This is a genomic window from Shewanella sp. FJAT-51649, assembly GCF_019457435.1.
Classification (GTDB): Bacteria; Pseudomonadota; Gammaproteobacteria; order Enterobacterales; family Shewanellaceae; genus Shewanella; species Shewanella mangrovisoli.
Genome location: NZ_CP080411.1, coordinates 4,819,902 through 4,833,526 on the forward strand (window position 1 = coordinate 4,819,902; position 13,625 = coordinate 4,833,526).

Consider the following 13,625-nt stretch of genomic DNA (forward strand, 5'->3'; position numbering starts at 1 on the left):
CTCAAACTCCCTTATCAAATTTCAGCGACTAGTTTATTAACTATGTCACTGTGGGCGGCTGGATCAATAGAACGCTCAAGGATCTTCTCAGCACCCATGATGGCAAGAGTAGCAACCTGCTTACGCAGATCCTCTTTCACGCGATTACGTTCAGCTTCAATTTCTGCTTTACCCTGAGCGATGATTTTTGCACGCTCAGCGTCTGCTTCGGCTTTAGCTTCTTCAACTATTTGAGCTTTACGCTTGTTAGCTTGCTCAATAATTTCGTTAGCAGTCACCTTGGCTTCTTTTAGTTGGTCAGTCGCTTTCGCTTGAGCCAACTCTAGGTCTTTTACCGCACGATCAGCATCAGCTAGACCGTCAGCAATCCTTTTTTGGCGCGCTTCGATGGCATTCATCAAAGGGGGCCATACAAACTTCATGCAGAACCACACGAAGATGATAAAGGCGACCGTCTGACCGATTAGGGTAGCGTTGAAATTCACAACAGCCTCCTATTTAGAGTTAAGACAGAAGCGTTTTCTTACAGCATTGCACCCAGTGGGTTGGTGAACAGCATGAATAATGCGATACCAACACCGATCATTGTTACGGCGTCTAACAGACCCGCTACGATGAACATTTTAACTTGCAGCATAGGAGCCATTTCTGGTTGACGCGCAGCGCCTTCCAGGAACTTGCCACCTAATAAGCCGAAACCGATTGCAGTACCAAGAGCACCCATACCAATCAGCAGAGCAACAGCGATAGCTGTCATGCCTAAAATCGTTTCCATCTGTATCTCCAGTATCTAAAATCTAAATCTAATTAGTTGATGATTTAGTTTAAAATTTCTTCAGCAATCCTTAATGATCTTCATGCGCCATGCTTAAGTAAACAATGGTCAACATCATGAAGATAAACGCCTGCAGCGTGATAACCAAAATGTGGAAAATTAACCAACCTAGTTGCAGAGTCACACCCAGGGAAGATAATAACAAGTTGGTACCATACATCAGCGCAATAAGGATGAAGATCAACTCACCTGCGTACAAGTTACCGAATAGACGCAATGCCAATGAAATTGGCTTAGCAACTAAAGTAACAGTCTCTAATAGGAGGTTGACGGGTATCATTGCCTTATGGTTAAAGGGCTGTAGCGTCAGTTCTTTAACAAAACCAGACACGCCTTTGACCTTAATGCTGTAGTAAATAATCAGCACAAACACACCAATAGCTAAGCTGAAGGTGATGTTTACGTCAGTTGTCGGAACCACTTTCAAGTATGGAACGCCCGCTAAACTTGCTAACCAAGGCAGCCAGTCAACAGGAAGCATATCCATGAAGTTCATCATGAATACCCATACAAAAATGGTCAGAGCTAAAGGCGCGATCAGGGCATTGCGGCCATGAAAACTTTCTTTCACGCTGTTATCAACGAACTCAACGATCATCTCGATAAAGCATTGCAGCTTACCGGGAACCCCTGAAGTCGCTTTTTTACCAACACTACGGAAAATCCACAGGAACAGAACACCAAGACCAACCGAAAAGAACAACGAATCAATGTGCCATGTCCAGAAACCTTCACCAACATGTAAGTTGGTAAGGTGATGCTGGATATAGCCCTGCGGTGTTAACGCTTCACCAGGTGCAGCCATGATTCATCCCACTTAACTTTGCTTGAAGTATAAAGGAGCTGTCCAATGCACTATTAACGTCAGCACATAACAAACAAAAAGCGGCAAAAATGCCACCTCAAGCTTGCTAAACACCAATGAAAACATTGCGATGGTTAACAGCAACTTTACCGCTTCCCCCCAGTAAAAAGTTTTAATCACTTTTGCTGCTGAACTTGCTCCCGTATGAGAGAAAGCGAGGGTCGCGAATACAAAATTAGGGAGCACAGCAATTGAACCACCTGCTAACGCAGAATAGCCAAACTGAACTCCCCACACGACGAAAAAGAGAATTGAAGCACCCCCAGCCACCGCCGCCTGCATCATCACCAATTTATAGGCTGACCACCGGCCACGACGCGCTAAAACCTTACTCAACTCATCCTCTCCGCATTCATACTTTTTGTTTCGATGACCGGATGACAAATATCCGTATTTTTGTCGATGCACAAAAAGCTTGCGAAAGTATACCTTTTCACGCCTTCATTGCAACTTTGAGATAAGGAAAAACAGCACTTTTAACGTGATATAGCGCCAAAACAGTCAAAATCCAAAATTAACATATGTCACAAATTTACATTAAAAACTGTTAATCTACAGACATTAACGAATTTTGCTAAGAATACCGTCTAATTCAGCCAGATTCTGATAGTTAATTACAATTTTACCCTTCCCCTTACTGCTATGAGCGATCGAAACCTTGGCACCTAATCTTTCAATTAACTGCTGCTCTAAACGACAAACATCTTGATCTTTAGTCGTAGTTTCGACGGGTTTGGGCGGATTTAAGGTTTGATTAATCAATCGTTCAGTTTCCCGAACGGTTAATTCCTTGGCAGCCACTAATCTCGCCAGATTTGTTTGTTCTTCACCCTCAATTGCGAGCAAAGCGCGTGCATGGCCCATATCAATGTCGCCATACTCGAGTAAACGCTTAACCGGTTCATTTAAACCGTTTAACCGTAACAAGTTAGATACACTCGCGCGAGATTTTCCCACAACATCGGCAACCTGTTGGTGAGTCAGCTCAAATTCTTGCATCAAACGTTGTAATGCAATGGCTTCTTCCATGGCATTTAAGTCTTCACGTTGAATGTTTTCAATCAACGCAATAGCAACCGCCGCTTCATCGGGAACCGGTTTAACGATACAAGGGATTTTTCCGACACCCGCCAATTGGGAAGCACGCCAACGGCGCTCACCGGCGATGATTTCATACTGGCTATCGCTGACAGGACGTACCACAATCGGCTGAATAATGCCTTGATTGCGGATGGAATGGGCGAGTTCTTCTAACGCCTCGGGAGACATGTCCTTACGAGGTTGGTATTTACCCGGTTGTAGCAGGTCGAGATCCAGATGAATAAGTTCTTCTTTTTTATCGACAACAACCACTTCTTCCGTGTGTTTTTTACTCGCGGCGTGGCTGTTACTCAGTAAAGCATCTAAGCCTTTGCCTAACCCTCTTTTCTTTAACGTCATGGTTATCCTTTACGCTCGCTTAGCCTGAGTTTTCTGTTCGGAACGGCGGATCATCTCGCCCGCTAACGCTAAATATGCCTTAGCCCCCGCACTCGATTTGTCGTAGTACATGGCGGGTGCACCAAAGCTCGGCGCCTCGGCCAAACGCACATTACGCGGGATCACAGTGCGATAAACCTTATCACCAAAATGCTGTTTTAGCTGATCGGACACATCATTAGACAGGCGATTACGCGGGTCATACATGGTCCGCAAAATCCCTTCAATACCCAAACCAGGATTCACCACCGCCGCTAATTTGGTGATGGTATCAATCAAGGCGGTTAAGCCTTCCAGTGCAAAGTACTCACACTGCATTGGCACCAGCACGGAATCCGCCGCCGACATGGCATTCACCGTCAACATGTTGAGCGAAGGCGGGCAATCGATAAAGATATAATCGTATTGATCTTTTATCGGTGCGAGCGCATTACGTAACCGCACTTCACGGGCAAAAAACTCCATGAGTTTGATTTCAGCCGCGGTCACATCGCCATTACTGGCAATCAAATCGTATTTTCCCGTGGTGTCTTTGACCACGATCTCATCGAAGGGCTTTTCTTCAACCAGCAGTTCGTAAGCCGTGTTTTCGACTTCGTATTTATCGACACCGCTGCCCATGGTGGCATTGCCCTGAGGATCGAGATCGATCAGCAGCACTTTACGCTTAGTCGCGGCTAAAGAGGCGGCTAAGTTGACACAAGTTGTTGTTTTCCCTACGCCACCTTTCTGGTTGGCCACGGCAATTACTTTACCCACAATGTCACCCTGTATGTAAATTCTGGTTTATTGCCTACTTAAAAATCCATATGAAATGAGGAGCTTTAAGCCTGTTATTCTTTGATTATTTTGAGTAAATGTCTTTGCTCATCGAGTCTAGGCACTTGGAGTTCGATGGTTTCGGTCACCACAAATCCAGCGGGGATTTGTTGCATCTCTTCATCACTCAGTAGTCCCTTGAGCGCATAAAATTGTCCATGCACGGCAGGCAAGTGATGGCACCATGTCAACATATCATGGATTGAGGCAAAGGCGCGGCTGAGCACTCCATCGAACTTTTGCTCGGGTTGATAGGCCTCGACTCGGCTCTCTATCGAACTAATATTGTGGATTCCGAGTTCAAAGGCCACTTGCTTTTGAAAACGGATACGTTTGCCTAAGCTATCGAGCAACACAAAGGTTTTATCTGGATTCATAATCGCTAAGGGAATGCCGGGCAGCCCAGGGCCAGTACCTACATCGATAAAGCGCTCGCCCTGCAAATGGGGCGACACCACTAAGCTGTCCATGATATGGCGAACAAGCATTGCCTCAGGATCTCTGACCGAGGTTAGGTTATAGGCTTTATTCCATTTGTTGAGCATGCCAACAAAATCAAGCAGTTGTTTTTTCTGCTCAGCCGTGGCGGGCAGATTAATTTCGGCTAAATAGGCCTCTAACTGGGCAGATAACACTGAACAACCTCAATAAAGATACGATTATAAACTCGCTGGCTATTATGAAGCCCTGAAACGTCGAAGGGAAGCCTGAATGCTTCCCTTCTGCGACCAAACTGGCGATTAAGCTAGCTTTTACGCGCTCTTGCGTAATAAACCGCGTTTTTTCAGATGCACCAGCAGAATTGAAATCGCTGCTGGCGTAATACCTGAGATACGCGATGCTTGGCCAATGGTTTCGGGCTTATGGCTATTTAACTTAGCAATCACCTCATTTGAAAGCCCTGGAACCTCTTTATAATCAAGGTTCAATGGCAAACCTGTGTTCTCATTGCGTACTGCTTTGTTGATCTCTTCCTGCTGACGTTGGATATAGCCAGAGTACTTCACTTGGATCTGTACTTGCTCGGCAGCGAGTGGATCGGCAAGCCCTGGACCAAAACCTTCAATCTGCATCAACTTGCTGTAATCCATTTCTGGACGACGCAGCAACTCTTCAAACGACGCTTCACGGGAGATCGGCGTGTTTAAATGCGGATTTAACACTGGCACCAATGGTGAATTTGGATGGATCCATTGGCTACGTAGACGTTGCAGCTCTAACTCGATCGATTCCATTTTTTCACTGAAAGAGGCCCAGCGGGCATCATCCACCAGACCCAGTTCACGGCCTTTTGCGGTTAAACGCAGATCGGCGTTGTCTTCACGCAGCAATAGGCGGTATTCGGCGCGGCTGGTAAACATACGGTAGGGTTCTTTAGTCCCTAAGGTTGATAAATCGTCAACCAATACACCTATGTAGGCTTCATCACGGCGAGGACACCAAGCTTCTTTACCCTGAACCTGCAGTGCAGCGTTCATCCCCGCGAGTAAACCTTGGGCTCCAGCTTCTTCGTAACCCGTGGTACCGTTGATTTGACCCGCGAAGAACAAGCCATTGATGGTTTTGGTTTCTAACGAGTTTTTAAGATCCCTTGGATCGAAATAATCGTACTCAATCGCATAACCAGGGCGAACAATCTCAGCATTTTCCATACCTTGGATCGAACGAACCAGATTTAACTGGACATCGAAAGGCAAGCTGGTGGAAATACCGTTAGGGTAGATCTCGTTTGTGTTCAAGCCTTCTGGTTCGATAAAGATCTGGTGTGATGATTTATCTGAAAAACGATGGATCTTGTCTTCGATAGAGGGGCAGTAACGTGGACCAATCCCCTCGATCACGCCTGAATACATAGGGCTGCGATCTAAGCCACCACGAATAATATCGTGTGTCTTTTCATTGGTATGGGTGATCCAACAAGAAATTTGTTTCGGGTGATGGCTCACATCGCCCATAAACGACATCACAGGTAATGGCGTGTCGCCTTTTTGCTCTGTCATCTGGGTAAAATCGATGGTATTGGCATCGATACGCGGTGGCGTACCGGTTTTTAAACGGCCAACACGAATTGGCAACTCACGTAAACGGTGGGCGAGTGCGATAGATGGTGGGTCGCCAGCACGACCGCCACTGTAGTTTTCTAAACCAATGTGAATTTTACCACTGAGGAAAGTACCTGCGGTTAAGACCACAGCGGATGCTTCGAAGGCTAAGCCCATTTGGGTCACTACGCCGACTACGCGATCGTTCTCAACAACCAGATCATCAACGGCTTGTTGGAAAATACGTAAGTTGGCTTGGTTTTGCAGAATATTTTGGATCTTCTGACGATACAAAGCGCGATCAGCCTGAGCACGAGTTGCTCTTACTGCTGGGCCTTTGCTCGAGTTTAGAGTTCTAAATTGGATCCCTGCATAGTCGGTTGCGATCGCCATTGCACCGCCTAATGCATCGATTTCTTTTACCAAATGACCTTTGCCAATACCGCCGATCGCAGGGTTACATGACATTTGGCCTAAAGTATCAAGATTATGCGTCAGCAATAATGTCTTAGAGCCCATTCTTGCTGCAGCCAATGCGGCTTCAGTTCCGGCATGACCACCACCTACAACAATAACATCAAACCGTTCATGAAAATGCATGACCCTACCTTTAGTAACTTAAGAGACCCAACGTGAGCCGATCATTTTAGCATTTGCTTTGAATGAGGTGAATGATCATTTTTAGAAAATGGATCCATAGGATCGGGACTAATAGATCTTAAGATCTTTATATAGATCTTCTTATTATGTTTACTATTAGGATCGCACTTTCCTGTGGGTAAGGTTATTTTCTTATTTTTATCAAACAGTAACGAGCTTTTATTCTTGTGATCTAGCCGAGATCTATTGCCAGAAAAGGTGGGGATAGATCGGCTATTTATCCACAAGGTGGATCTTTAAGCAGATGAGGTTGTGAATAGCACAGAGGTTGATCAGATCTAAATAATAGTTTATCCACAAAAATATACATTGAAGTAGTTTTTTGTGGATAAATAAGATCTAAACTGTGGGTGGTTTGGTATGTTTTCCAAGAGAGGATCTTAAATTTGATCTTGCCATTGTGCCAACCACGCTAAAGCTGGGTCTTCTGGCACTGGATCCTGTTGTACATCGATCTGGATCTTATCCACAATGACTTTTGCACCGCTGTATTCCAGCGCTTCAACTAACTTTTCTGGGCCTTGGCAAAAGGTGTCATAACTTGAATCGCCAATCGCACATAAGGCGAACTGAACTTGGGTCAGATCCGGTGTGTTTAGCAGCAGTTCTTTACAAAATGGCTGTAAATTGTCGGGCAGATCGCCGGCGCCATGGGTCGACGAAACGATGATCCAAAGGGGATATGATTGCAATTCATCCAATGTTGGGCTCAAAAAGGTATCGACTTCATGGCCTAATGGAGTGAGCTGGGCCTGCATTTCATCCGCTATATATTCACTGCTGCCGAGGGTGGTGCCAACTAATATCGCGATCTTGGTCATTGTTACTGCTCTCTGTGGTCGTTAATTTCTATCATTTTTGGGGCTTACATCTACTTACAGTGTTTTGCTGTATAAATTTACTCACTATTGATTTGCAGTCTGCTAGTATCTTTGGCTGCAATCGAGGTTTTAAACCTATGACTGTAAATTTTTATAACAATTATAATAGGATAACAGATGACTACTCCTGCCGATGCGCCAAAGTGGCCACGCCAAATACCCTATATTATTGCCAGTGAAGCGTGTGAGCGTTTCAGTTTTTATGGCATGCGCAACATTCTAACACCATTCTTGATGACGGCACTTTTGCTCTCTATTCCCGAAGATCTTCGCGGAGCTGTGGCCAAGGATGTGTTCCACTCGTTCGTAATTGGGGTGTATTTTTTCCCCTTACTCGGTGGTTGGATTGCAGATAGATTCTTTGGTAAGTACAACACGATTCTGTGGTTAAGCTTACTTTACTGTGTGGGCCATGCGTTTTTGGCGATTTTTGAGCACAGCGTGCAAGGCTTTTACACAGGCTTATTTTTAATTGCCTTAGGTTCAGGCGGGATTAAGCCTTTAGTTTCTTCGTTTATGGGCGATCAGTTTGATCAGAGCAACAAGTCTTTGGCGCAAAAAGCCTTCGATATGTTCTATTTTACGATCAACTTCGGTTCCTTCTTCGCATCCTTATCTATGCCATTGTTACTCAAGAATTTTGGCGCTGCAGTGGCTTTCGGGATCCCCGGAGTGTTGATGTTTATCGCCACGGTATTTTTCTGGTTAGGCCGCAAACGTTATGTGCATATGCCACCAGAGCCTAAGGATCCCCATGGATTTTTACCTGTGATCCGCAGCGCCTTGCTTACTAAGGTCGAAGGCAAAGCTAATATCGGTTTAGTGTTAGCCCTAATTGGTGGTGTTTCAGCCGCTTATGCGCTGGTGAATATTCCGACCCTAGGGATTGTGGCTGGTTTGTGTAGCGCTATGGTGCTGCTGATGGGATTTGTTGGCCTTGGGGCGTCATTGCAGCTTGAGCGCGCGAGAGGGCTTCATCCTGATGCGGCCGTGGATGGCGTGCGTTCTGTGCTGCGTATTTTAGTGTTGTTTGCCTTAGTCACACCATTCTGGTCATTGTTCGATCAAAAGGCGTCGACCTGGATTTTGCAGGCTAACGATATGGTTAAACCTTCGTGGTTTGAACCGGCGATGATGCAGGCATTAAACCCACTGTTAGTGATGCTATTGATCCCATTCAATAACTTCGTTTTATATCCTGCTATTGAGCGTATGGGCGTGAAATTAACTGCACTTCGTAAAATGGGGGCGGGGATCGCGATAACTGGCTTAAGCTGGATTGTGGTTGGGACGATTCAGTTGATGATGGACGGTGGCTCGGCGTTATCTATCTTCTGGCAGATCTTACCCTATGCCTTACTGACCTTTGGTGAAGTATTAGTTTCGGCGACGGGTTTAGAATTTGCCTACAGCCAAGCACCTAAGGCTATGAAGGGCACGATTATGAGTTTTTGGACCTTATCGGTTACCGTCGGTAACCTTTGGGTATTACTCGCCAATGTGAGTGTAAAAAGCCCTGCGGTGACGGAACAAATTATTCAAACCGGGATGAGTGTGACGGCATTCCAAATGTTCTTCTTTGCAGGATTTGCTATATTGGCGGCGGTCATCTTCGCGCTCTATGCTAGGTCCTATCAAATGCAGGACCATTATCGCCAAGTCTAGATAAACCATTTAAGACAAAGCGCTTTTAAATAAAAAAATCAGCCCCTAAGCGAACTTAGTGGGCTGATTTTTTATAGCGTGTTTAACTAACCGCTAAAGCGAAATTATTTGCCGATACAAAATGAGCTGAAAATTTTGCCCAGTAGATCGTCAGAGGTGAAGCGGCCGGTGATTTCAGACAGGGCTAATTGCGCCATTCTCAGTTCTTCTGCTAACAATTCACCTGCGAGGTAAATCTCTAATTGTTCCTTACCGAGTTGCAGATGGCTTGCGGCAACATCTAATGCTTCGAGGTGACGACGACGGGCGATAAAGCCACCTTCAAGATTACTCTGATAACCCATCAAGGATTTAAGGTGTTGCTTTAATTCCTCAACGCCCAGACCGGTTTTGGCCGAGATCCTATACACGCTGTAACCTTTTTCTTCGGTCATCGCGAGGTTTTCACCGGTGAGATCGGCCTTATTGCGGACAACGGTCACGCCTAAATTGGCGGGCAGGCGATTGATAAAATCGGGCCAAATATCGTGGGGATCGACCGCATTCGTAGTGGTGCCATCGACCATAAATAACACGCGGTCGGCGCTGTTGATTTCGTTCCACGCCCGTTCGATACCGATTTGTTCAACCGTATCTGTGGTGTCACGCAGGCCTGCGGTGTCGATAATATGCAGTGGCATACCATCTAAATGGATATGCTCGCGTAATACGTCACGGGTGGTGCCGGCAATTTCGGTGACAATCGCTGACTCTTTACCTGCGAGCGCATTAAGCAGGCTAGATTTTCCGGCATTGGGGCGACCGGCAATCACGACTTTCATGCCTTCACGGATAATCGAGCCTTGCTTGGCACTGGCTTGGACGGCGCTGAGTTTGTCGATGATTTTGTAGAGCGCGTTGGCAATTTTGCCATCACTTAAAAAGTCGACTTCTTCATCGGGGAAATCAATCGCGGCTTCGACGTATAAACGTAGATGGGTGACTTGATCCACCAGCTCATGGACTTCCTTCGAAAACTCACCTTGCAGTGATTGCAGCGCGCTTTTGGCGGCTTGCTCACTGGTGGCATCGATAAGGTCGGCAATGGCTTCGGCCTGGGTTAAGTCCAGCTTGTCGTTCATAAAGGCCTGTTCGCTAAACTCGCCTGGTTTGGCGATGCGAATGCCTTCGACTTCTAATACGCGCTTGATCAGCATATCGAGGACGATTTGACCACCGTGCCCCTGCAGCTCTAATACATCTTCACCAGTGAAGGAATTAGGGCCTTTAAAAAACAGTGCGATACCTTGGTCTATCACTTGGCCTGAAGCATTTTTAAAGTCGCAGTAATCGGCGTAACGGGGTTTAGGTAAACGACCCAATACGGCCATGGCCACATCGGTTGCCTTATCACCAGAGATACGAATGATACCCACGCCGCCCCGTCCGGGCGCGGTGGCCTGTGCCACGATAGTGTCAGTTGTCACGGAAATACCCATTAATATCGATCAAATCATCTAAAGGAAAAGGCGGCTCATTAAGCCGCCTTTTTGCATATGCTGAGCCGTTAGCTCTTATCTAGCGCTTGGGCTTATTTTAAGCCTTTTTTCTCTAGACCTGCATAAATAATCTTCTGCTGGATGATGGCAACAATGTTACCCACTAACCAGTACAGTACCAGACCCGATGGGAACCACAGGAAGAATACGGTAAAGATCACTGGCATCCATTGCATCATCTTCACTTGCATTGGGTCCATAGTCGGTGCGATGGGTTGCATTTTTTGCATCACAAACATAGACGCACCCATCAGCAGCGGCAGAATGTAGTATGGATCTTGTACAGATAAGTCGTGGATCCATAACATAAATGGCGCGTGACGCAGCTCGAAGCTTTCTAACAATACCCAGTACAAGGCAATGAAGATTGGCATCTGTAGCAGGATAGGTAAACAGCCACCCATAGGGTTCACTTTTTCCTTCTTGTACAGTTCCATCATGGCTTGACCCATCTTTTGACGGTCATCGCCGAAGCGTTCTTTCAGATCCTGCAGTTTTGGCTGTAGGTTACGCATCTTCGCCATTGAGGTGTACTGCGCTTTAGTCAGCGGGAACAGTAAACCACGAACGGTTAAGGTGATCAGAATAATCGCCACACCCCAGTTACCCACAAATGATTGATAGAACATCAATAACCAGTGGATTGGCACGGCTAACCACCAAAGGAAACCGTAATCAACAACCAGGTTTAAGGTATCAGATAACGCAGATAGCGCTTTTTGATCCTTAGGACCAACATAAAACTGTGAGCTAATTTCTTGAGTCGCACCTGGTGCAATATCATATACCGCGCCACGGAAACCAATGTTAGCTAAACCGCCAGCACTGACACTCGAGAAAATGGTGTTGCTATCGGTTGCTGGTGGGATCCAAGCTGATACGAAGTAATGTTGCAGCATCGCCGCCCAACCACCGAGAGTCGGTTGATTGAGGTTGCTCTTGCTCATATCTTCAAACTTGTACTTTTCGTAACGTACATCTTGAGTCGAGAACGCGGCGCCACGGTAAGTTGGCATCATCATGCTACTTTCAGATGGCTTGATGGTCTGTTTAATCTGACCGTACATCTGAACTTGCAATGGAGCAGCTGAGGTGTTGTTGATTTTGTAATCGATATCAACGTTAAACTTGCCACGATGGAAGACAAACACTTTGGTGTAAGTCACACCGTTATCAGCCACATAGGTCAGTGGTACTTCTAAAGTGTCTTGGCCATCGGCTAAGGTGAATTCAGTTTTGCTGGCAGCAAATGCGGCGCGACCTTTAGCACTGCTATCTATACCATCACGGCCAATCAGGCCACTCTGAGCGATATAGGTGAAATCTTTGGTTTGCTCAAGCAAAACAAATGGCTGGTCTTTACCCTGTTCCAGTTTGTGTGAAACCAGAGCCGCAAAAACGATGTCACCACCCACAGGGTTGATTTGTACATCGAGCTGATCGGTTTTAACTGTGATCAGATTTTGCGTTGCCGTTAAGGCTGCTGGGACACCTGTGTCTGCTTCTGGAACATCAGCACTGTGATTTGTGGTTGCATTCGCCACTACAGACGATTCGGTTGCAACGGGTTTTGGAGCTTTGTCTGCTTGCCACTGTTGCCACAGCAAAAAGCTGACAAACAGTAGTCCTATTAGCAATATATTGCGTTGAGATTCCATAGCCTATTTATTACACCTGTCATTTTTAGAGGGGACGGGATCACTACCGCCGGGATGCAAAGGGTGACATTTTAATATGCGTTTCAATGCAAACCAACAACCTTTCGCGGTTCCGTGCACTTTTATTGCCTCAATGGCGTAATGCGAGCATGTGGGATTGAAACGACATCGAGGCCCTAAGAGGGGGCTGATGAAGATTTGATAGCCACGAATAAACGTGGTTGCTAGCCATTGTAGCGGCGACTGAGTTTGCGCCATAGCTTTTCTATCAACTTGTTGATCTCTGCATTTTCCATTTCCATCACCCCATTTCTGACCAGCACAACAATATCAAGGTGAGGGATGTCGTGTTGATTGAGGCGAAAACTATCTCTGATAACTCGCTTAATGCGATTACGCTGATTGGCGCGTTTTACATAGCGTTTAGCTACAGTAAGACCCAAACGCGGATGTTGTTCCGAATTAGGAATGGCAAGCAGAGTGATTTCAGCAGAAGAAGCTTTGATGGGATTGGAGAATACAGATTTAAATTGCGCGGGAGTTAGCAAGCGTAACTCCCGCGTAAAGGTATAGCTAGTCAACTAGTTACCTACTTAACTTATTAAGCAGATAAACGAGCGCGACCTTTCGCACGACGACGTGCAAGCACCTTACGGCCGCCTGCAGTAGCCATACGAGCGCGGAAGCCGTGAGAACGCTTGCGCTTCAGGTTGCTAGGTTGAAAAGTACGTTTACTCATGATGGCAATCCGTCTTTGTTATAAGTGAACATATCCTTATCTCTGGTGACAGAGGTAAGGGTAAAAAAGAGGCCGAATTGTAATCACTTTACCTGTCCCCGTCAACAACGAAAGTCAGCAAGTGGCTTATTTCTGCCCGTGTATCCTTTGATCAATTTCCCGCATACACCAGAAGATGTGGATAACTCTGTGTATTGGCACTACATGTAGTAGTGAAGGGGATCTATCAAGAGATCAAAGGGGCGCCATTATAGATCAATGTGGATCGCTTAATAAAGCGGGATTTGCCCTATTTGTTGAATAAAAGGATCGAATTTGATCTTTGATGATCGGGGATATCTCCATAGAATGATCTTGTTGGGGATAATTATTTTTTAAGGATAGCGATCATTGAGATCTCGCTATAGAATACACCTCTTTTTGATGATCTTTTGGGGATAACTT

15 protein-coding genes are annotated in these 13,625 nt (G+C 45.9%); 1 reads left to right on the forward strand and 14 read right to left on the reverse strand.

Translation table 11 applies throughout. From position 1 onward, the window contains the following. Nucleotides 1–14: 14 nt before the first annotated feature. From atpF to mioC, 9 genes are all read right to left on the reverse strand, one after another. Complete coding sequence (gene atpF, locus K0H59_RS21085; RefSeq protein ID WP_011624650.1) at nt 15–485, reverse strand: F0F1 ATP synthase subunit B; 471 nt, start codon at nt 483–485, stop codon at nt 15–17. Nucleotides 486–523: 38 nt separating this feature from the next. Then, nucleotides 524–775, reverse strand: a complete 252-nt coding sequence (gene atpE / locus K0H59_RS21090; protein ID WP_006083840.1) for a F0F1 ATP synthase subunit C — start codon at nt 773–775, stop codon at nt 524–526. A gap of 70 nt (nt 776–845) precedes the next feature. Continuing rightward, entirely contained in the window at nt 846–1,640 is a 795-nt protein-coding gene (gene atpB, locus K0H59_RS21095) for a F0F1 ATP synthase subunit A (protein ID WP_011718837.1), read from the reverse strand. Between the two features lie 12 nt (nt 1,641–1,652). Further along, nucleotides 1,653–2,036, reverse strand: a complete 384-nt coding sequence (locus tag K0H59_RS21100) for an ATP synthase subunit I (protein ID WP_011718838.1) — start codon at nt 2,034–2,036, stop codon at nt 1,653–1,655. 225 nt (nt 2,037–2,261) lie between these two features. Further along, a complete protein-coding gene (locus K0H59_RS21105) occupies nt 2,262–3,140 on the reverse strand; it encodes a ParB/RepB/Spo0J family partition protein (protein WP_220054290.1) in 879 nt (292 codons plus the stop codon). Nucleotides 3,141–3,149: 9 nt separating this feature from the next. Continuing rightward, a complete protein-coding gene (locus K0H59_RS21110; RefSeq protein ID WP_011718840.1) occupies nt 3,150–3,938 on the reverse strand; it encodes a ParA family protein in 789 nt (262 codons plus the stop codon). A 74-nt stretch (nt 3,939–4,012) separates the two neighbouring features. Further along, nucleotides 4,013–4,633, reverse strand: coding sequence for a 16S rRNA (guanine(527)-N(7))-methyltransferase RsmG (gene rsmG / locus K0H59_RS21115; RefSeq protein WP_220054291.1), 621 nt, complete (start codon nt 4,631–4,633; stop codon nt 4,013–4,015). 117 nt (nt 4,634–4,750) lie between these two features. After that, entirely contained in the window at nt 4,751–6,640 is a 1,890-nt protein-coding gene (gene mnmG / locus K0H59_RS21120; RefSeq protein ID WP_220054292.1) for a tRNA uridine-5-carboxymethylaminomethyl(34) synthesis enzyme MnmG, read from the reverse strand. Nucleotides 6,641–7,080: 440 nt separating this feature from the next. Next, entirely contained in the window at nt 7,081–7,521 is a 441-nt protein-coding gene (gene mioC, locus K0H59_RS21125) for an FMN-binding protein MioC (protein WP_109287712.1), read from the reverse strand. A gap of 177 nt (nt 7,522–7,698) precedes the next feature. Here mioC and K0H59_RS21130 point away from each other — a divergent pair, with 177 nt between their 5' ends. Further along, nucleotides 7,699–9,246 (forward strand): POT family MFS transporter, encoded by a 1,548-nt coding sequence (locus tag K0H59_RS21130; protein ID WP_088212847.1) that lies wholly within the window; start codon nt 7,699–7,701, stop codon nt 9,244–9,246. 104 nt (nt 9,247–9,350) lie between these two features. Here the strand turns inward: K0H59_RS21130 and mnmE are convergent, their stop codons facing one another. From mnmE to rpmH, 5 genes are all read right to left on the reverse strand, one after another. Next, nucleotides 9,351–10,712 carry a tRNA uridine-5-carboxymethylaminomethyl(34) synthesis GTPase MnmE gene (mnmE, locus tag K0H59_RS21135; RefSeq protein ID WP_220054293.1) on the reverse strand — a complete coding sequence of 454 codons (1,362 nt, stop codon included), beginning with the start codon at nt 10,710–10,712 and terminating at the stop codon, nt 9,351–9,353. A gap of 104 nt (nt 10,713–10,816) precedes the next feature. Further along, nucleotides 10,817–12,442 carry a membrane protein insertase YidC gene (gene yidC / locus K0H59_RS21140; protein WP_086903525.1) on the reverse strand — a complete coding sequence of 542 codons (1,626 nt, stop codon included), beginning with the start codon at nt 12,440–12,442 and terminating at the stop codon, nt 10,817–10,819. Nucleotides 12,443–12,445: 3 nt separating this feature from the next. Continuing rightward, nucleotides 12,446–12,700 carry a membrane protein insertion efficiency factor YidD gene (gene yidD / locus K0H59_RS21145; RefSeq protein WP_220054294.1) on the reverse strand — a complete coding sequence of 85 codons (255 nt, stop codon included), beginning with the start codon at nt 12,698–12,700 and terminating at the stop codon, nt 12,446–12,448. Beyond that, nucleotides 12,667–13,023: a ribonuclease P protein component gene (gene rnpA, locus K0H59_RS21150; RefSeq protein WP_007652336.1), complete on the reverse strand. Its 357-nt coding sequence runs from the start codon at nt 13,021–13,023 to the stop codon at nt 12,667–12,669. The genes yidD and rnpA overlap by 34 nt, the downstream gene beginning before the upstream one ends. Before the next feature lie 20 nt (nt 13,024–13,043). Further along, the gene (gene rpmH, locus K0H59_RS21155; RefSeq protein WP_011070423.1) at nt 13,044–13,181 is read right to left on the reverse strand and encodes a 50S ribosomal protein L34; all 138 of its coding nucleotides are present in this window, start codon (nt 13,179–13,181) and stop codon (nt 13,044–13,046) included. Between the last annotated feature and the right edge of the window lie 444 nt (nt 13,182–13,625).